The organism is Pseudomonas sp. ANT_H12B, from assembly GCF_008369325.1.
Lineage (GTDB): Bacteria > Pseudomonadota > Gammaproteobacteria > Pseudomonadales > Pseudomonadaceae > Aquipseudomonas.
The window spans coordinates 126,426-145,440 of the sequence record NZ_VOBI01000014.1 but is presented as its reverse complement, the minus strand read 5'-3'; the positions used below and the strand labels follow the sequence as shown (position 1 = coordinate 145,440).

The following is a 19,015-nucleotide window of genomic DNA, read 5'->3' as shown; positions in this document are numbered from 1 at the left end:
CTGCGTGGGAACGATCACCATCAAGGGCTGTAATACCCGACAGCCACCAGAAAATGCCCGACCTTTTTCAGGTACGCATGCTTGTTTTCGACCTTTCCGGTCACCGGGTTTTTCCAGCGGTATTCGTATTCGCCGTGATCCTGCCTGGCAATCGAGGCAAGGATCGGCTCGCCCACCGGTTTGCCTTCCGGGTCCTTGATTTTGCCGAAGTCGGTGTTGATCAAGCGCAAGTTGGTGCCGTGAGCGACATAACGCTGGTTGTCCAGATCGACGACGAACACGTACAGGTCATCCTGCAAGTACCCGCCTTTCAGGGAGTTGATCGCCGTGAGCGTGCCCTTCTCGTCCTTGGCCAGATCGGCCGCCGCTTTGTTCAGCAAGGCCATCGCCTGCTCCGCTGACGCCCGTGGCAGGTAGTAACCGACCGCCAGGATCCGCTGACCGATGCGCTGGTAAAACACATGCTTGCGTTCGACTTTGCCATCGGACCAGTTCTGCCAACGATATTCCGCCTGCTGAATGCCATTGCCCTCCGGCACTTTCAAGGCGTCCTTGAAGGCTTTCTGCAAATCCGGTCCGAGTGCGTCGGACACATCCCGGCCAATCAGCGCCGATGACGGCCCGCCGCTGGCCAGCATCACGCCCTTGGTGTCGACCACGAAGACGTATCGATCCTTGTCGACAAACTCCCCCTGACGGCTGAATGCCGCGAAGGCCTTGTCGCCATTGTCGTGGTAGTAGGCCAGGGCTTTTTCCAGCAGGGCTTTGGCGGCCAGGCTGTCATCCTTTTCCGTGCCGGCGGCTTGAACCTGGCCCAGGCACAGCAACAACAACCCGCCCAGCAAGGCCCATTTATGCAAAAACCCCATTGCGCATCCCTCGTTCTTGTCGGTGTTTCAAGAGCGTAGACGGCAATGGGGCATGTATGGATATTCAGCGAATCGCAGTGTGTAAGGAAATCATTCCCGGTGAATCCGGGAATGATTCATGGCTCAAGGCCGGGCGCGAAGCTGCTGCTGCAGATTCTGGATCTGCGCCTGAAGGGTGTTGATGTTGCGGGTGGTCTGCCCGCGGAAGGCATCAAACTCAGCGGTGTTAGTGCCACCTTGCGCAGCGGCCGGGCGATTGTCCTGTTCGCTTTTAAGAACAATGACTTCCTGCTCCAGGCGTTCGATAGCGGCGCTCGGGTTCCCTTGCTTCTTCAGCGCGACGATGTCGGCGCCGAGGCTTTTCAGCTGGGCGTCGAATTTGTCAGTGTCCGCCGGTGTGCTTTTCAGCACGGCTACGTCGCTGTTCAAGACTTTGACCTGAGCCTGCAATTGAATGGTGGCGGTCTGTTGCTCAGTGGTCTGGGCGGTCATCTGTGCCAAGCGTTTGTCCAGTTCGCTGGTCTGGGCGGTCATCTGCGCCAGACGCTTGTCCAGCTCCGAAGTCTGGCCGGCAACACCTTGCTGCTGCTTGCTTTGTTCCTGGAGTTTGCTTTCCAGCTGTTTGATCTGCAGCTTCAGCGCTTCGCTGCCGCTGCTGACGTTGGTCTGACTGGCGACAACCTTGCCGGAAATGTCCTGCAAGCGCCCCGCCGCGTCCTCACTGATGCGGGCGAAACTTTCCTGGGTCGCCACCAACTGCTGTTCCATCAGCGAGAGCTGCTGGAAACTCCACCAGGCAAGGCCGGCGAAGGCAAAGAACAAGGCGCCGACCAGCGCCCACAACGGGCCGGTGCTCGGGCTTTTGACTTTGACGACTGGCGCGTTCCGCGAATGCACGGAAGCGCGGGCGGCGGGCACAAAATCATCGTCGTCGAGGCTGTCGGCACGCAGGCCCGGTACATTGTCGAAGTCGTCGTTGGCATCGTTACGCATGGACATTGAGTCAACCTTTGTGGAACGCGGTGATGGCGTGATGCGACGCAGTATAAACCCCACTGCTGCACCGATTGACCTTCAACCCCCAACTCGGTTCAGTGTTGCGGCGGGTGCTTGAGTGTCAGCGAATGTCCTGAGCCTTCCACCAGCCGCAAAATTCATCGAGGGCGGTCCAGAGACTGACTTTCGGATCGTAGTCCAGATAATGCCGGGCGCGGCTGATGTCCAGGGTGAAATTTTTGTTCATCACCTGCATGCCCAAGCGCGACAGGGTCGGTTCGGGACGACCCGGCCACAGTTTGCACACGCCCTCATTGAGCGCTGCAACGGTGTAGGCCAAACCGTAGGAACGGTGACGGGTCACCTGTGGGACATCCATCTTGCGCATGACGTAATTGACCACGTCCCACAACGGAATCGGCGTCCCGTTACTGATGTTGTAAGCCTTGCCCAACGCCGAACCGCTGGCCAGCAAACTGCTGAGCAATGCTTCGTTGAGGTTTTGCACGCTGGTGAAATCGACTTTGTTCAAACCGTTACCGACTATTGCCAAGCGACCTTTGCGTTGCATCTTCAGCAAGCGCGGGAAGATGCTCATGTCACCGGCCCCCGTCACGAATCGCGGGCGCAGGGCCAGGGTTTCAAGGCCGAACTCCTGGGCGCCAAAGACCTTTTGTTCGGCCAGGTACTTGGTCGCGGCGTAGGGATGCTTGAAGCGTTTGGGCACCTGTTCTTCGGTCAAACCCAAGTGATCGCGGCCATCGAAGTAAATCGACGGCGACGACAAGTGCACCAGCCGCCGGACCCGTTGTTTCAGGCAGGCCTCGACCACATTTTCGGTGACCTGCACGTTACCTTGATGAAAGTCCTGATAACGGCCCCACAAGCCGACCGCACCGGCGCAATGGACCACGGCTTCGACCTCTGAACACAGGTCACGCGCCAGTTGCGGGTCGCTCAAGTCGCCTTGGATGAACTCAGCGCCGCGACGCACCAAATGCTCCACACTCTCGGCCCGGCGACCGTTGACCCGCACGTCCAGGCCTTGCTCCAGGGCGAAACGCGCAAAGCGCCCGCCGATGAAACCGCTTGCGCCGGTGACCAGAATCTTCATGAATTGCTCCGAATATTTCGTTTTGCGTTCTGCACATTGCGTAGGGCGTGAGGTCTTGACGCTGCCCGTCAGTCCAACGGCACCAACCATTGTTTTGACGAGCGCACCAATTGATCGGTGAGTAACCCAAGCAGCTGACCGCCATTGCGCCAATGATGCCAGTACAGCGGCACATCGATCGGCTTATCTGGCAAAAGCTCCAGCAATACACCGCGTTCCAGTTGCTCGCGAACCTGCAATTCAGGCACCAGGCCCCAACCGAGGCCCGCTTCCGTGAGGCGGATGAAGCCTTCGGACGAGGGGCATAGATGGTGTTCGAAACCGCCATCAACGCCGAGGGACGCCAGGTAGCGATGCTGTAGGAAATCATCCGGGCCAAAGACTAACGCTGGCGTTTTCGACAACTGATCGGCGCGCACACCTCCAGGAAAATGCCGGGCAATAAACGCCGGACTGGCCAACGCGCGGTAGCGCATGGCTCCCAGCAACACGCTACGCGCGCCGGCCACCGGACGTTCACTGGCGCAGACGCACGCTGCAACTTCTCCGGCGCGCATACGTTTGAGGCCAACGGTCTGGTCTTCAACCACCAGGTCCAGCAGCAGATGCTGTTCTGCGCAAAAGTCGCCCACTGCCACGGCCCACCACGTGGCGAGGCTGTCGGCATTCAAGGCAATGCGCAGACGTTCCGGCAGGCCTTCTTCGTCGAGTGCCGGCACCAGTGTTTGCAAGTCCCGTTCAAGTAAACGCACCTGTTGCACATGGTTAAGCAGCCGTCGGCCGATTTCGGTCGGAGCCGGCGGTGTCACCCGCACCAGCACCGGTTGGCCGACCCGCGCCTCGAGCAACTTGATGCGCTGGGAGATCGCCGATTGCGACAAGCCCAGCACCTGCGCAGCGCGTTCGAACCCGGCCTGCTCGACCACCGCGGCCAATGCAGAAAGCAATTTATAGTCGAACATCAGTTTTCCTAATGAGCGATCAGCACTATTGGTTTTTCTTATACAACGTCACACCGGAGAATGGCCAGCAAGAACTCTTGAACAAGGATCATCGACATGGCTGGCGAAACTTCATTGGCAACCTTGCTGCGCAGCATGAGCCCGCAACTCAACGTCGGCGAATACGTGTTCTGCACCCTGCGCGACGGCCAGTTGCCAGCGGGTCTGGAGGTTGTCGGCAGCTTTCGCGAGCAGGAAGGTCTGACGGTGATTCTGGAACGTTCCCACGCCGAGAAGGCAGGCTTCAGTTTCGATTACGTCGCGGCCTGGATCACCTTGAACGTGCACTCAGCCCTCGAAGCCGTCGGCCTGACCGCCGCGTTCGCCACGGCATTAGGCCAGGCCGGCATCAGCTGCAACGTGATCGCCGGCTACTTCCACGACCATTTATTCGTCGGCCAGGCCGATGCCGAACGCGCCCTGCAAGTACTGCGGGACCTGGCGGCGAACGCGGAGTAAAAATCTTATGTGGCAAAGCTATGTGAACGGCCTGTTGGTGGCCGCGGGGCTGATCATGGCGATCGGTACCCAGAATGCGTTTGTGCTGGCTCAGAGTCTGAGGCGCGAACATCACCTGCCAGTGGCGGCACTCTGCGTGACCTGCGATGCGTTGCTGGTGGCCGCCGGGGTATTTGGCCTGGCGACGGTGCTGGCGCAAAACCCGACATTACTGGCAGTCGCCCGTTGGGGTGGCGCGGCGTTTCTGATCTGGTATGGCAGCCTGGCGTTGCGTCGGGCCTGTTCGAAACAAAGTCTGCAACAGGGTGAAAATCAGACTGTGCGCTCACTGCGCGCGGTGATGCTCAGCGCCCTGGCGGTAACGTTGCTCAACCCGCACGTTTATCTGGATACCGTGTTGCTGATCGGCTCCCTCGGCGCCCAACAAACCGAGCCCGGCGCTTATGTCGTGGGCGCAGCCAGTGCGTCGTTGTTGTGGTTTTTCACCTTGGCGCTGGGCGCAGCATGGTTGGCGCCATGGCTGGCACGACCGAGCACCTGGAGAATTCTCGATCTGCTGGTAGCGGTGATGATGTTTTCCGTAGCCTTTCAATTAATCGCCGCTGGCTGATTATTCCAAAAGGCTCTGGAACCTCTTTCCCACACAGTTGTTGCGTGGTTATGCCGCACCCCCGGTGCTATGATCCGGTCCGATGCGCCGCAAAGAGTACAAACTCCCCGGCGCTTGTCTGGCCGCCCGTGATCGGCCTTGCGCTCACCGCAACTGACCTGATTAGGAGAATCATCATGGCTTTCGAATTGCCGCCGCTGCCTTACGCACACGATGCCCTGCAGCCGCACATTTCCAAGGAAACTCTGGAATACCACCACGACAAGCACCACAACACCTACGTCGTGAACCTGAACAACCTGGTGCCAGGCACCGAGTTCGAAGGCAAGACTCTGGAAGAAATCGTCAAGTCTTCCTCGGGCGGTATCTTCAACAACGCCGCTCAAGTCTGGAACCACACTTTCTACTGGAACTGCCTGGCGCCAAACGCCGGCGGTCAACCAACCGGCGCGCTGGCTGAGGCCATCAACGCTTCTTTCGGTTCGTTCGACAAGTTCAAGGAAGAGTTCAGCAAGACTTCCATCGGCACCTTCGGTTCCGGTTGGGGCTGGCTGGTGAAAAAGGCTGACGGTTCCCTGGCCCTGGCCAGCACCATCGGCGCCGGCAACCCGCTGACCAGCGGCGACACCCCGCTGCTGACCTGCGACGTCTGGGAACACGCTTACTACATCGACTACCGCAACCTTCGTCCGAAGTACGTCGAAGCGTTCTGGAACCTGGTCAACTGGAAATTCGTGGCTGAGCAGTTCGAAGGCAAAACCTTCACCGCTTAAGATCGATGCCCATAAAAAACCCGGCTTAGGTCGGGTTTTTTTATGGGCCAGGAAAAGTCTTGCGGCGGCAGTTGGACCGCCTTCGCGAGCAGGCTCGCTCCCACAAGGACACCGATGTACCTGTGGGAGCGAGCCTGCTCGCGAAGAACGATAACGCGGTATAACTGACCGAACGCCTATTCCTGCGGGTCGACGATATCCAACGCCCGATTAACGGCCAAGTCCGCCAGCATGACGATCTGCGCAATGGCCAACGCCGTACTGCGCTGGGAGCCGGTCAGGTAGGTGGCGAAATCACTGGCCAAGACGTTGGCTGAAGCCAATGACTCACAGGCGTGGGCCAGGAGGGTCTCGGTGTTCATGTCCGGGGAGATCAGGAACATGGGGCTGGGGTTGTAGGGTTTGGAGCTGTTGAAGGGGGGATCGGGGATTAATTTATCCAAGGGAATGCCTATGACGTTGGGTGCCATTCCCTCGCCGTTTCTCACGCGACGAAGAGGTGGCAGCTATGTGCGAGGTGAGAAACCGGTCATAGACACCCGGCCAGACCGAAGTCTGCCCGCACACAGCCGCCATAACGCATATGCAGCAGATAAGCTGGCGGCAATTATGCGGATACTGGCGCTGGATGACTATGACTTGCCGGGTTCTCACACCCCATCGCTGATTTTCAGCGACAGCCAAAAGGTAATTGAACCCGCTTCCTACAGGCAACCTGAAAACCTCGTGGGAAAGGTCTGGTTTTTTTACCGCTGTTTAAACGGACGCATCCGCTGCCTGCGCGGCCACCATCGCGAGCAGGCTCGCTCCCACAGGGATTGGATGTTTGGCAGGAAGAGATTGGTCGGCTGTCAGGCCGCCTTCGCGAGCAAGCCCCCCACAGGGGGATCGGCGTTCACCTTTCGCCTTTTGCCCCTCACCACTCAATAGGTGCATCCGCAAAAACCAAGCCGATTTCCCACGATGAAACAAGCCTTCAGCCCCTTGCCCCAACGCCACAGCCGTCTAACATCAACCAAACGGAAAATATGTCCCAACCCCCCTCAAGTTGAAGGCCCCAACAACCGACACAGTACGAATAGGCAAACACTCCAAGCCACAGCATTTCGGCCAAGCTACAGGCAAAACCCCATGTGATTGATTGTCCCTTTGACTGCCATCACGGGATTGCCAATACTCATGGCAACTTGACGCTACCCGCACGGAACAAGGAATAACCCTTTGAAGCTGGAACTCAAGAACAGCTTGTCGGTGAAGTTGCTTCGAGTGGTGCTCCTGTCGGCATTGATCGTCGGCGTGGTCTTGAGCTGCGCGCAGATCGTTTTCGATGCCTATAAAACACGCCAGGCCGTGGCCAACGATGCCCAACGGATCCTCGACATGTTCCGCGACCCCTCGACCCAGGCCGTCTACAGCCTGGACCGTGAAATGGGTATGCAGGTGATCGAAGGCCTGTTCCAGGACGACGCCGTGCGCCAGGCCTCCATCGGCCATCCCAACGAAGCGATGCTCGCGCAAAAGTCTCGCGAGTTGCAGCACTCCAATAGCCGCTGGCTGACCGACCTGATCCTTGGCAGGGAGCGCACCTTCACCACCCAACTGGTGGGTCGCGGCCCTTACAGCGAGTACTACGGCGACCTAAGCATCACCCTCGACACCGCCACCTACGGCCAGGGTTTCATTGTCAGCTCGGTGATCATTTTCATCTCCGGCGTGTTGCGCGTCCTGGCCATGGCGCTGGTGCTGTATCTGGTCTATCACTGGCTGCTGACCAAACCGCTGTCGCGGATCATCGAACACCTGACCAATATCAATCCGGATCGCCCCAGCGAACACAAGATTCCGCAGCTCAAGGGCCACGAGAAAAACGAACTGGGGATCTGGATCAACACCGCCAACCAGTTGCTCGAGTCCATCGAGCGCAACACCCATCTGCGCCACGAAGCGGAAAACAGCCTGCTGCGCATGGCCCAGTACGATTTCCTCACCGGTCTGCCCAACCGCCAGCAGTTGCAGCAACAGCTGGACAAAATCCTCGTCGACGCCGGCAAATTGCAACGGCGGGTCGCGGTATTGGTGGTCGGCCTGGATGACTTCAAGGGCATCAACGAACAGTTCAGCTACCAGACCGGCGACCAACTGCTGCTGGCACTGGCCGATCGCCTGCGAGCCCACAGCGGTCGCCTCGGCGCCCTCGCCCGTCTGGGCGGCGACCAGTTCGCCCTGGTTCAGGCCGATATCGAACAACCCTACGAAGCGGCCGAACTGGCCCAAAGCATTCTCGATGACCTGGAAGCGGCGTTCGCCCTCGACCATCAAGAGATTCGTCTGCGCGCCACCATCGGCATCACCCTGTTCCCGGAGGACGGTGACAGCACCGAGAAACTGCTGCAAAAAGCCGAGCAGACCATGACCCTGGCCAAGACTCGCTCGCGCAACCGTTATCAGTTCTATATCGCCAGCGTCGACACCGAGATGCGCCGCCGCCGCGAGCTGGAAAAAGACCTGCGCGATGCCTTGATCCGTGATCAGTTCTACCTCGTCTACCAACCGCAGATCAGCTACCGCGATCACCGGGTAGTGGGCGTCGAGGCGCTGATTCGCTGGCAGCATCCTGAGCACGGGCTGGTTCCGCCGGACCTGTTTATCCCCTTGGCCGAGCAGAACGGCACCATCATCGCCATCGGCGAATGGGTGCTGGATCAGGCGTGCAAGCAATTGCGCGACTGGCATGACCAGGGTTTCGTCGACCTGCGCATGGCGGTGAACCTGTCCACCGTACAGCTGCACCAAGCAGAGCTGCCACGGGTGGTCAACAATCTGCTGCAGATGTATCGCTTGCCACCGCGCAGCCTGGAACTGGAAGTCACCGAAACCGGCCTGATGGAAGACATCAGCACGGCCGCCCAGCATCTGCTGAGCCTGCGCCGCTCCGGGGCGTTGATCGCGATCGACGACTTCGGCACCGGTTACTCGTCATTGAGCTATCTGAAAAGCCTGCCGCTGGACAAGATCAAGATCGACAAGAGCTTCGTTCAGGACCTGCTCGATGACGACGACGATGCGACCATCGTTCGCGCCATCATCCAACTGGGCAAAAGCCTGGGCATGCAGGTGATTGCCGAAGGCGTGGAAACCCCGGAGCAAGAGGCTTACATCATCTCTGAAGGCTGTCACGAAGGTCAGGGTTATCTCTACAGCAAACCGCTGCCGGCGCGAGAATTGAGCGTCTACCTGAAACAGGCCCAGCGCAGTAGCGCAGCCATCCATTGACCTTATACGGACCATGTAACTGGATGGACTCGCCCAGGCCGAGGCGTCAATGCGCCACGGTGGCAGTCTAAACAGCCATCGACAGCGAGGGCGAGTCCATCCAATTACAAATCATGTGGTGGCAGACCAATACCGTGAATAAGAAATATTTCCAGGTACAACCCTTTACACATAATGCGAAAGATTTGCATTATGTCGAAGTTTTGCGCGCTTGCTGCGCCATTCCACCCCCTCTCGAAGCAGGATGTTCACCATGATTCGTATGCCTCTGGCTACCGCCAGTCTGTTGGCCATCGCTATTTCCCTCGCCGGTTGCGGCGAAGGCAAAGACAAAGCTGCCGCTCCGCAAACGCCTGCACCGGCCGCCACCACCACGGCCCCGGCAACGCCGGCTGTTGCGCCTGCCGCTGCAAGCAAAGTCGACGAAGCCGCAGCCAAAGCCGTTGTCGCGCATTACGCCGACATCGTCTTCGCCGTTTACAGCGATGCCGAATCTACCGCGAAAACCCTGCAAACCGCCGTCGACGCTTTCCTCGCCAAGCCGAACGCCGACACCCTGAAAGCCGCCAAGGCTGCCTGGATCGCTGCCCGCGTTCCTTACCTGCAGAGTGAAGTGTTCCGCTTCGGCAACACCATCATCGACGACTGGGAAGGTCAGGTGAACGCCTGGCCCCTGGACGAAGGCCTGATCGACTACGTCGACAAATCCTACGAGCACGCACTGGGTAACCCGGGCGCCACTGCCAATATCATCGCCAACACCCAGGTTCAGGTCGGCGAAGACAAGGTCGACGTCAAAGACATTACCCCGGAAAAACTCGCCAGCCTGAACGAGCTGGGTGGTTCGGAGGCCAACGTCGCCACCGGCTACCACGCCATTGAATTCCTGCTGTGGGGCCAGGACCTGAACGGCACCGGCCCCGGCGCTGGCAACCGTCCAGCATCTGACTACTTGGAAGGCAAAGGCGCCACCGGCGGTCACAACGATCGTCGCCGCGCTTACCTGAAGTCCGTGACCCAACTGCTGGTCAGCGACCTGGAAGAAATGGTCGGTAACTGGAAGCCGAACGTGGCCGACAACTATCGCGCCACGCTGGAAGCCGAATCGGCTGAAACCGGCCTGCGCAAAATGCTGTTTGGCATGGGCAGCCTGTCCCTGGGCGAACTGGCGGGCGAGCGCATGAAGGTTTCCCTGGAAGCCAACTCCCCGGAAGACGAACACGACTGCTTCAGCGACAACACCCACAACTCACAGTTCTACGATGCCAAAGGCGTTCGTAACGTTTACCTGGGCGAGTACACCCGCGTCGACGGCACCAAAATGACCGGCGCCAGCCTGTCGTCCCTGGTGGCCAAGGCCGACCCGGCTGCCGATACCGCGCTGAAAGCCGACCTGGCTGCCACCGAAGCCAAGATGCAGGTCATCGTCGAACACGCCAACAAGGGTGAGCACTACGACCAACTGATCGCCGCCGGCAATACCGCTGGTAACCAGATCGTCCGCGACGCTATCGCTTCCCTGGTCAAGCAGACCGGTTCGATCGAAGCCGCCGCAGGCAAAATGGGCATCGGCGACCTGAACCCGGACAACGCTGATCACGAGTTCTGATCAACGCTGGCTGAATGAAAAGGCGACCTTCGGGTCGCCTTTTTCATACCTGCCTGATGCGTGTCCCCTGTGGGAGCGAGCCTGCTCGCGATAGCGGTCGTACATTCAACATCAATGTCGACTGTGATGACGCCATCGCGAGCAGGCTCGCTCCCACAGGGGGGTGTGGGTGTCCTGGAAAAATGCGCTACATCAACCAAACGATAATTCCTCTTATTCAATCTCCCCTGCCCTGTTAGACTTTGCGCCCTTGTTTTGCTCGTCTTGCAGGATGTCTGATGCCCTCGCTGCTTCTTCGCTTGTCCGCACTGTTGCTGGCTCTGGGCCTGAGTGCCTGCGATGACGCCCCGCGTTTTACCCAGGCCGAACCCGGTGAAGCCCGCTCCGGTGGCAGCGCAACCGTGCGCAAGACCGATCAGAACTCGTTTTCCCTGCCGTCCGCCAACCTGCCACCGTCACGACGCGTCGACTTCAGCGTCGGCAACAGCTTCTTCCGCAACCCCTGGGTGATCGCCCCGGCGACCACCACCGCCCGGGATGGCCTCGGCCCGCTGTTCAACACCAATGCCTGCCAGAACTGCCACATCAAGGACGGCCGCGGTCATCCGCCCACGCCTGATGCGCAGAACGCCGTGTCGATGCTGGTACGCCTGTCGATTCCCGATGCGCCGGCGTATGCCAAAGTGATTGAGCAGCTGGGTGTTGTCCCGGAGCCGGTCTACGGCGGACAACTCCAGGACATGGCTGTGCCCGGCGTCATCCCGGAAGGCAAGGTGCGCGTCGATTACACCCCCGTTCCGGTCCGTTTCAAGGACGGCACCGAAGTCGAGTTGCGCAAGCCGATATTGCAGATCACCCAGCTCGGTTATGGCCCGATGCACCCTGACACCCGATTCTCGGCGCGCATCGCACCGCCGATGATTGGCCTGGGCCTGCTCGAAGCGATTCCCGACGAGGCGATCCTGGCCAACGCCGCGGCGCAGGCAAAAGACAAAAACGGCATCGCCGGACGCCCGAACCGGGTCTGGGATGACGCGCAGCAAAAAACCGTCCTCGGGCGATTTGGCTGGAAGGCCGGCCAACCGAACCTCAATCAACAGAATGTGCACGCGTTTTCCGGTGACATGGGCCTCACCACAAGTCTGCGCCCTGTCGATGACTGCACCGAAGGGCAAACCGCTTGCAAGCAAGCGCCCAACGGCAATGGCCCGGATGGCGAACCGGAAGTCAGTGATAACATCCTGCGCCTGGTGCTGTTCTACAGCCGCAACCTCGCCGTACCGGCCCGCCGCGATGTCGGCACACCTGAAGTGCTGGCCGGCAAGAATCTGTTTTTCCAGGCCGGATGCCAGTCCTGTCATACCCCCAAATACACCACCGCCGCCAATGCCGCAGAACCTGAACTGGCCAATCAAGTGATTCGCCCTTACAGCGATCTGCTGCTGCATGACATGGGCGACGGTCTGGCCGACAACCGTACCGAATTCCAGGCCAGCGGCCGCGACTGGCGCACCCCGCCGTTGTGGGGCATCGGCCTGACGCAGGCGGTCAGTCGCCATACCCAGTTTTTGCATGATGGTCGCGCTCGCAACCTGCTCGAAGCCGTGCTCTGGCATGGCGGCGAAGCTCAAGCGGCGCAGCAACAGGTTTTGTCTTTCAATGCCGAGCAGCGCGCTGCGTTGCTGGCGTTCCTGAATTCCCTTTAATACCTATTCCTTAAGCGGGAGCCCGACATGTTCCGTCCCAAATTGTTGTTCACCAGCCTTGCCGCGCTAGCCCTGGGCGCCTGCTCGCCCCAGGATCCGCAAGCGGTCACCTCGGCGGCCATCGCCAAATCGGTGATCCTGCCGACTTACACCCGCTGGGTTGAAGCCGATCGCCAATTGGCCGTCAGTGCCCTCGCCTACTGCGAAGGCAAGGAAAACCTCGACACCGCCCGCGCCGACTTCCTGCATGCGCAGAAAGCCTGGGCCGAGTTGCAGCCGTTGCTGATCGGGCCACTGGCCGAGGGCAATCGCGCCTGGCAGGTGCAGTTCTGGCCGGACAAGAAAAACCTCGTCGGCCGTCAGGTCGAACAACTGGTCAGCGCCCAGCCGCAGATCGATGCCGCTGCGCTGGCCAAGTCAAGCGTTGTGGTTCAAGGCCTCTCGGCCTACGAATACATCCTGTTCGACAGCAAGCCAGACGTGGCCAACGAGGCGCAGAAAGCTAAGTACTGCCCGCTGCTCAAGGCGATTGGCGAGCGCCAAAAACTGTTGGCCGAAGACATTCTCAAAAGCTGGAACAACACCGACGGCATGCTCGCGCAGATGAGCAAGTTCCCTAATCAGCGCTACGCCGATTCCCACGAAGCCATCGCCGATCTGTTGCGTGTGCAAGTGACCGCCCTCGATAGCCTGAAGAAAAAACTCGGCACGCCGATGGGCCGCCAGACCAAGGGTGTGCCGCAACCGTTCCAGGCCGATGCATGGCGCAGCCAGTCGTCCCTGACCGGCCTCGAAGCCAGTCTCGCTGCCGCCAAAACGGTGTGGGAAGGGGTCGACAACAAAGGCCTGCGCGGCCTGTTGCCAAGCGAGCAAAAACCGTTGGCCGACAAGATCGACGCCGCGTATGCCGCGTCCCTGAAACTGTTCGCCAGCAACCAGCGTTCGCTGACCGAAATGCTCGGCGACGACGCGGGCCGCCAGCAACTCAACGACCTCTACGACAGCCTCAACGTCGTCCACCGCCTGCACGAAGGCGAGCTGGCGAAGGCGCTGGGCATCCAACTGGGCTTCAACGCCAACGACGGTGACTGATGAGGGCGAGTGCCATGCTGCGACGTCAGGCTCTGACTTTAGGTAGTTTGCTGCTGGGAGCAGTGACACTGGGCGGCTGGACGCTGTTCAAACAAAAAGACAAAAGCCCGCTGCTGCTCTCGGCGCGGGACGATGGCGACGGCAAGCACTATGCCGTCGGTTATCGGCTGGACGGCACGCGGGTGTTCGCCACTCAGGTCGGCCAGCGTTGCCACGACATCATCAACCACCCGGCGCTGCCGATTGCGCTGTTTGTCGCCCGTCGCCCAGGCACCGAGAGTTACCTGATCGACCTGCGCGACGGCACGCTGCTGCAAACCGTGGCCTCGCTTCCGAACCGGCACTTCTACGGCCACGCGGTGATTCACAAGAGCGGCGACTGGCTGTACGCCACCGAGAACGACACTTCCGATCCGGGCCGTGGTTTGCTGGGTGTGTATAAGTTCGAAGGTGAGCGACTTATCCACAGCGGCGAAATTCCTACCCACGGCGTCGGCCCGCATCAGGTGTCGTGGATGCCCGATGGCGAAACCCTGGTGGTGGCCAATGGCGGTATTCGCACCGAGGCCGAAAGCCGCGTCGAGATGAACCTCAACGCCATGGAACCGAGCCTGGTCCTGATGCAACGCAACGGCACCCTGTTGAGCAAGGAAACCCTGGCCCAGCAGATGAACAGCGTGCGTCATTTGGGGATCGCCAGCGACGGCACCATCGTCGCGGGGCAACAGTTCATGGGGCCATCCCACGAGTCGTCGGAACTGCTGGCGATCAAGCGTCCCGGCCAGCCGTTCGTGGCCTTCCCGGTGCCTGAGCACCAGTTGCAGGCCATGGGGCATTACACCGCCAGCGTCGCCGTACACAGCGAACTGCGCCTCGTCGCGTTGACTGCACCGCGGGGCAACCGCTTTTTCATCTGGGACCTGGACAGCGGTGAAGTGCGCCTGGATGCGCCGCTTCCCGATTGCGCAGGGGTTGGGGCGGTGGCTGATGGTTTTGTCGTGACCTCGGGTCAAGGACGCTGCCGGTACTACGATTGCCGCCAGACAGATCTTGTTGCAAAACCGCTGGAGCTGCCTGCTGGCCTCTGGGACAACCACCTGCATTTGATCTGATCTCGCCCCGCCCTTGTAGGAGCCAAGCGTGTTCGCGATAGCGGTGTGTCAGTCACGGTGGTGTCGAATGTGCAGCCGCTATCGCGAGCAAGCTCGGCTCCCACAGGTTTTGCGCTTGCCTGTAAAAAGTGGCAGTTGGAATCCTCGGCACACTCGGAGTAATGTGCCCGACTGTCTCACCTGATTTTCTCCAAGGAAGTGGAAATATGCTGCGTCGCCGCATGCTGATCATGTTGGGTGTTGTTCTGCTGATCGTACTGGTCCTGGCCGGTTACAAAGCCTTCTCCATCTATACGATGATTCAAGGCTTCTCCGCGCCGAAACCACCGATCAGCGTCGCCGTGGCGACTGCCGCCGAACGCCCGTGGCAGGCTCGCCTGCCGACCGTCGGCACCCTCACGGCGCTACAAGGCGTCGACCTCAGCCTGGAGATCGCCGGCACGGTCACGGATGTGCAGTTCCAGTCAGGGCAGAAGGTCAAGGCCGGTCAGCCGATCGTCCAGCTCGACAGCGCCGTGGAAACCGCCCTGCTGGAAACCGCTCAGGCCGACCTCGGGCTGGCCCAGGTGGATTACTCGCGCGGCAGCCAACTGGTGGGCAGCCAGGCCATTTCCAAAGGCGAGTTCGACCGTCTCTCGGCGGTATTGAAAAAGAACAAGGCCACGGTCAATCAGCTCAAGGCTGCGCTCGATAAAAAACGCATCCTCGCACCGTTCAGCGGGACCATCGGCATTCGCCAGGTGGACGTGGGTGACTACGTGGCCAGCGGCACCATGATCGCCACTCTGCAAGACCTCAGCAGCCTCTACGTGGACTTCTTTATACCCGAGCAATCGGTGCCGAAAATCGCCCTCGGCCAACCGGTACAGGTCATCGTCTCGGCTTACCCGACGCAAGACTTCCCCGGCACCATCAGTGCGATCAACCCGAAAGTCGAAAACAGCACCCGCAACGTTCAGGTCCGCGCCACCCTGGCCAACCCCGACAGCAAACTGCTGCCGGGGATGTTCGCCAGTCTGCAAGTGTTGTTGCCCGACCCGCAGCCGCGCATTGTCGTACCGGAAAGCGCGATCACCTACACGCTGTACGGCAACTCGATCTACGTGGTCGCGCAGAAAAAAACCGAAGATGGCAGCGTCGAAAAAGATGACAAGGGCCAACCGATACTGATCGCCGAACGGCGCTTCATCGAAACCGGCGAACGCCGCGATGGTCTGGTGATGATTACCAAAGGCGTACAGGACGGTGAAAAAGTGGTCACGGGCGGCCAGATCAAACTGGACAACGGCGCACACATTGCCATCAGCGACGACAAGACCCTAGCCGAGAAGAACAGCCCGCCGCGCGCGGACTGATCAAGGAATCCCCATGGCTTTTACCGACCCGTTCATCCGTCGCCCGGTGCTCGCCACCGTGGTCAGCCTGTTGATTGTGCTGCTGGGCTTCCAGGCCTGGAGCAAGCTGCCGCTGCGCCAATATCCGCAAATGGAAAACGCCCTGATCACGGTGACCACCGCGTACCCCGGGGCCAATGCTGAAACCATCCAGGGCTACATCACCCAACCGATGCAACAGAGCCTGGCGAGCGCCGAGGGCATCGACTATATGACGTCGGTCAGTCGCCAGAACTTCTCGGTGATTTCGATTTACGCGCGCATCGGCGCCAACAGCGACCGCTTGTTCACCGAGCTGCTGGCCAAGGCCAACGAGGTAAAAAACCAGCTGCCCCAGGACGCCGAAGACCCCGTGCTGAGCAAGGAAGCCGCCGACGCCTCCGCCCTGATGTACATCAGCTTCTTCAGCAAGGAACTGAGTAACCCGCAGATCACCGACTACCTGTCGCGAGTCATCCAGCCGAAACTCGCCACCCTGCCGGGTATGGCCGAAGCCGAGATTCTCGGCAACCAGGTATTCGCCATGCGCCTGTGGCTGGACCCGGTGAAACTGGCCGGTTTCGGCCTGAGCGCCAGCGACGTGACCGATGCGGTGCGCCAGTACAACTTCCTCTCCGCCGCCGGTGAGGTGAAAGGCGAGTACGTCGTCACCAGCATCAACGCCAACACCGAGCTCAAATCTGCCGAAGCCTTTGCAGCGATTCCGCTCAAGGTCGACGGCGACAGCCGCGTGCTGCTCAGTGATGTCGCGCGGGTTGAAATGGGCGCGGAAAACTACGACACCATCAGTTCCTTCGGTGGCACGCCCTCGGTGTACATCGGCATCAAGGCCACGCCTGGCGCCAACCCGCTGGACGTGATCAAGGAAGTGCGCAAGATCATGCCGGACCTGGAAGCCCAGCTGCCGCCGAACCTCAAAGGCGAAATTGCCTACGACGCGACGCTGTTCATTCAGGCCTCGATCGACGAAGTGGTGAAAACCCTGTTCGAAGCGGTGCTGATCGTCATCGTGGTGGTATTCCTGTTCCTCGGTGCGCTGCGCTCGGTGGTGATCCCGGTGGTGACGATCCCGTTGTCGATGATCGGCGTGATGTTCTTCATGCAGATGATGGGTTACTCGATCAACCTGCTGACCCTGCTGGCGATGGTATTGGCCATCGGCCTGGTGGTGGACGACGCCATTGTGGTGGTGGAAAACATTCACCGGCACATCGAGGAAGGCAAAACACCGATGGATGCGGCCATCGAAGGCGCCCGGGAAATCGCCATGCCGGTGGTCTCGATGACCATCACCCTGGCGGCGGTCTATGCACCGATCGGCTTCCTGACGGGGCTCACGGGGGCGTTGTTTAAGGAATTCGCCCTGACCCTGGCCGGGGCGGTGGTGATCTCCGGTATCGTCGCCCTGACCCTGTCGCCGATGATGTGTGCCTTCTTGCTGCGCCACGACGAAAACCCCACGGGGCTGGCCCATCGACTGGACCTGATTTTCGAAGGCCTCAAGCGCCGTTACCAAAGCATGCTGCATGGCACGCTCAACACCCGGCCGGTGGTGCTGGTGTTCGCGGTGATCGTGCTGTGCCTGATTCCGGTGCTGCTCAAGTTCACCAAATCGGAGCTGGCGCCGGACGAGGACCAAGGCATCATTTTCATGATGGCCAACGCCCCGCAAACGGCCAACCTCGACTACCTGAGCGCCTACACCGACGAGTTCGTCACCATCTTCAAAACGTTTCCCGAGTACTACTCATCCTTCCAGATCAATGGCTTCAATGGCGTGCAATCGGGCATCGGCGGCTTCCTGCTAAAACCGTGGAATGATCGCAGTCGCACGCAAATGCAGATCCTGCCCGAGGTTCAGGCAAAACTGGAGGGCATTTCCGGGTTGCAGATTTTCGGCTTCAACCTGCCCTCTCTGCCCGGCACCGGCGAGGGGTTACCGTTTCAGTTCGTCATCAACTCTGCCAACGATTACGAGTCGTTGCTGCAGGTGGTCGACCGGGTGAAAAAAAGGGCGATGGAGTCGGGCAAGTTCGCCTTCGTCGACCTCGATCTGGCATTCGACAAACCCGAAGTGGTGGTGGATATCGATCGCGCCAAGGCTGCACAGATGGGCGTGTCCATGCAGGACCTGGGTGGAACACTGGCGACGTTGCTGGGTGAAGCGGAGATCAACCGGTTCACCATTGAAGGGCGCAGCTACAAAGTCATCGCTCAGGTTGAACGGCCCTTCCGCGATAACCCCGATTGGCTGAACAACTATTACGTCAAGAACACTCAAGGCCAACTGCTGGCCCTTTCGACCTTGATCACGGTGACCGACCGGGCGCGTCCACGGCAGTTGAACCAGTTCCAGCAACTCAACTCGGCCATTCTTTCCGGGGTTCCGCTGGTCAGCATGGGTGAAGCCATCGATACCGTACGCCAGATCGCCCAGGAAGAAGCGCCGGTGGGTTATGCCTTTGACTATGCCGGCGCATCACGGCAATACGTCCAGGAAGGCAGCGCGCTGTGGGTGACCTTCGCCCTGGCGCTGGCAATTATTTTCCTGGTGCTGGCTGCCCAGTTCGAAAGTTTCCGCGACCCGCTGGTGATTCTGGTGACGGTACCGCTGTCGATCTGCGGCGCGTTGATCCCATTGTTCCTGGGCTGGTCGAGCATGAACATCTACACCCAGGTCGGCCTGGTGACGTTGATCGGGCTGATCAGCAAGCACGGGATCCTGATCGTCGAGTTCGCCAACCAGTTACGCAAGGACAAAGGGCTGACGCCGCGCGAGGCGGTGGAGGAAGCGGCGGCCATTCGTCTGCGGCCAGTGTTGATGACCACCGCTGCGATGGTGTTCGGCATGGTGCCGCTGATCATCGCCACGGGTGCCGGCGCCGTCAGCCGGTTCGACATCGGCACGGTGATCGCGACGGGGATGTCGATCGGGACACTGTTTACCTTGTTCGTGTTGCCGTGTGTGTACACCTTGCTGGCCAAACCCGATAAACCCTCACGCTAA

The 19,015-nt window shown here is 60.0% G+C and carries 16 protein-coding genes; 11 read left to right on the top strand and 5 right to left on the bottom strand.

What is annotated here, in order from left to right; all coding sequences use genetic code 11:
- Positions 1-20: 20 nt before the first annotated feature.
- The 4 genes from FQ185_RS21095 to FQ185_RS21080 all read right to left on the bottom strand — a co-directional run bounded on the left by FQ185_RS21095 (position 21) and on the right by FQ185_RS21080 (position 3,941).
- On the bottom strand, positions 21-869 hold the full coding sequence (locus FQ185_RS21095) for a cache domain-containing protein (protein ID WP_149419104.1): 849 nt from the start codon (positions 867-869) through the stop codon (positions 21-23).
- Positions 870-992: 123 nt separating this feature from the next.
- Entirely contained in the window at positions 993-1,868 is an 876-nt protein-coding gene (locus tag FQ185_RS21090; RefSeq protein WP_149419103.1) for an ATPase, read from the bottom strand.
- A gap of 118 nt (positions 1,869-1,986) precedes the next feature.
- A complete protein-coding gene (locus tag FQ185_RS21085) occupies positions 1,987-2,979 on the bottom strand; it encodes an NAD(P)-dependent oxidoreductase (protein ID WP_149419102.1) in 993 nt (330 codons plus the stop codon).
- 68 nt (positions 2,980-3,047) lie between these two features.
- A complete protein-coding gene (locus FQ185_RS21080; protein ID WP_149419101.1) occupies positions 3,048-3,941 on the bottom strand; it encodes a LysR family transcriptional regulator ArgP in 894 nt (297 codons plus the stop codon).
- Between the two features lie 96 nt (positions 3,942-4,037).
- Here FQ185_RS21080 and FQ185_RS21075 point away from each other — a divergent pair, with 96 nt between their 5' ends.
- The 3 genes from FQ185_RS21075 to FQ185_RS21065 all read left to right on the top strand — a co-directional run bounded on the left by FQ185_RS21075 (position 4,038) and on the right by FQ185_RS21065 (position 5,822).
- The gene (locus FQ185_RS21075) at positions 4,038-4,439 is read left to right on the top strand and encodes an ACT domain-containing protein (protein ID WP_149419100.1); all 402 of its coding nucleotides are present in this window, start codon (positions 4,038-4,040) and stop codon (positions 4,437-4,439) included.
- A gap of 7 nt (positions 4,440-4,446) precedes the next feature.
- Complete coding sequence (locus tag FQ185_RS21070) at positions 4,447-5,049, top strand: LysE/ArgO family amino acid transporter (protein WP_149419099.1); 603 nt, start codon at positions 4,447-4,449, stop codon at positions 5,047-5,049.
- A gap of 176 nt (positions 5,050-5,225) precedes the next feature.
- Entirely contained in the window at positions 5,226-5,822 is a 597-nt protein-coding gene (locus FQ185_RS21065) for a superoxide dismutase (RefSeq protein WP_149419098.1), read from the top strand.
- A gap of 176 nt (positions 5,823-5,998) precedes the next feature.
- Here the strand turns inward: FQ185_RS21065 and FQ185_RS21060 are convergent, their stop codons facing one another.
- The gene (locus FQ185_RS21060; RefSeq protein ID WP_123369326.1) at positions 5,999-6,265 is read right to left on the bottom strand and encodes a DUF6124 family protein; all 267 of its coding nucleotides are present in this window, start codon (positions 6,263-6,265) and stop codon (positions 5,999-6,001) included.
- Positions 6,266-6,275: 10 nt separating this feature from the next.
- On the opposite strand from FQ185_RS21060, the gene FQ185_RS21055 reads away from it, so the two are divergent.
- The 8 genes from FQ185_RS21055 to FQ185_RS21020 all read left to right on the top strand — a co-directional run bounded on the left by FQ185_RS21055 (position 6,276) and on the right by FQ185_RS21020 (position 19,015).
- Complete coding sequence (locus tag FQ185_RS21055; protein ID WP_149419097.1) at positions 6,276-6,752, top strand: hypothetical protein; 477 nt, start codon at positions 6,276-6,278, stop codon at positions 6,750-6,752.
- Positions 6,753-7,043: 291 nt separating this feature from the next.
- Positions 7,044-9,095 (top strand): bifunctional diguanylate cyclase/phosphodiesterase, encoded by a 2,052-nt coding sequence (locus FQ185_RS21050; protein ID WP_149419096.1) that lies wholly within the window; start codon positions 7,044-7,046, stop codon positions 9,093-9,095.
- Positions 9,096-9,348: 253 nt separating this feature from the next.
- A complete protein-coding gene (locus FQ185_RS21045) occupies positions 9,349-10,704 on the top strand; it encodes an imelysin family protein (protein WP_149419095.1) in 1,356 nt (451 codons plus the stop codon).
- Positions 10,705-10,982: 278 nt separating this feature from the next.
- Complete coding sequence (locus FQ185_RS21040) at positions 10,983-12,410, top strand: di-heme oxidoredictase family protein (RefSeq protein WP_149419094.1); 1,428 nt, start codon at positions 10,983-10,985, stop codon at positions 12,408-12,410.
- 27 nt (positions 12,411-12,437) lie between these two features.
- Positions 12,438-13,502 (top strand): imelysin family protein, encoded by a 1,065-nt coding sequence (locus FQ185_RS21035; protein ID WP_149419093.1) that lies wholly within the window; start codon positions 12,438-12,440, stop codon positions 13,500-13,502.
- Between the two features lie 14 nt (positions 13,503-13,516).
- Positions 13,517-14,614, top strand: coding sequence for a DUF1513 domain-containing protein (locus tag FQ185_RS21030; protein WP_149419092.1), 1,098 nt, complete (start codon positions 13,517-13,519; stop codon positions 14,612-14,614).
- 206 nt (positions 14,615-14,820) lie between these two features.
- Positions 14,821-15,969, top strand: coding sequence for an efflux RND transporter periplasmic adaptor subunit (locus tag FQ185_RS21025; protein ID WP_149419091.1), 1,149 nt, complete (start codon positions 14,821-14,823; stop codon positions 15,967-15,969).
- A 13-nt stretch (positions 15,970-15,982) separates the two neighbouring features.
- Positions 15,983-19,015 (top strand): multidrug efflux RND transporter permease subunit, encoded by a 3,033-nt coding sequence (locus FQ185_RS21020; RefSeq protein ID WP_149419090.1) that lies wholly within the window; start codon positions 15,983-15,985, stop codon positions 19,013-19,015.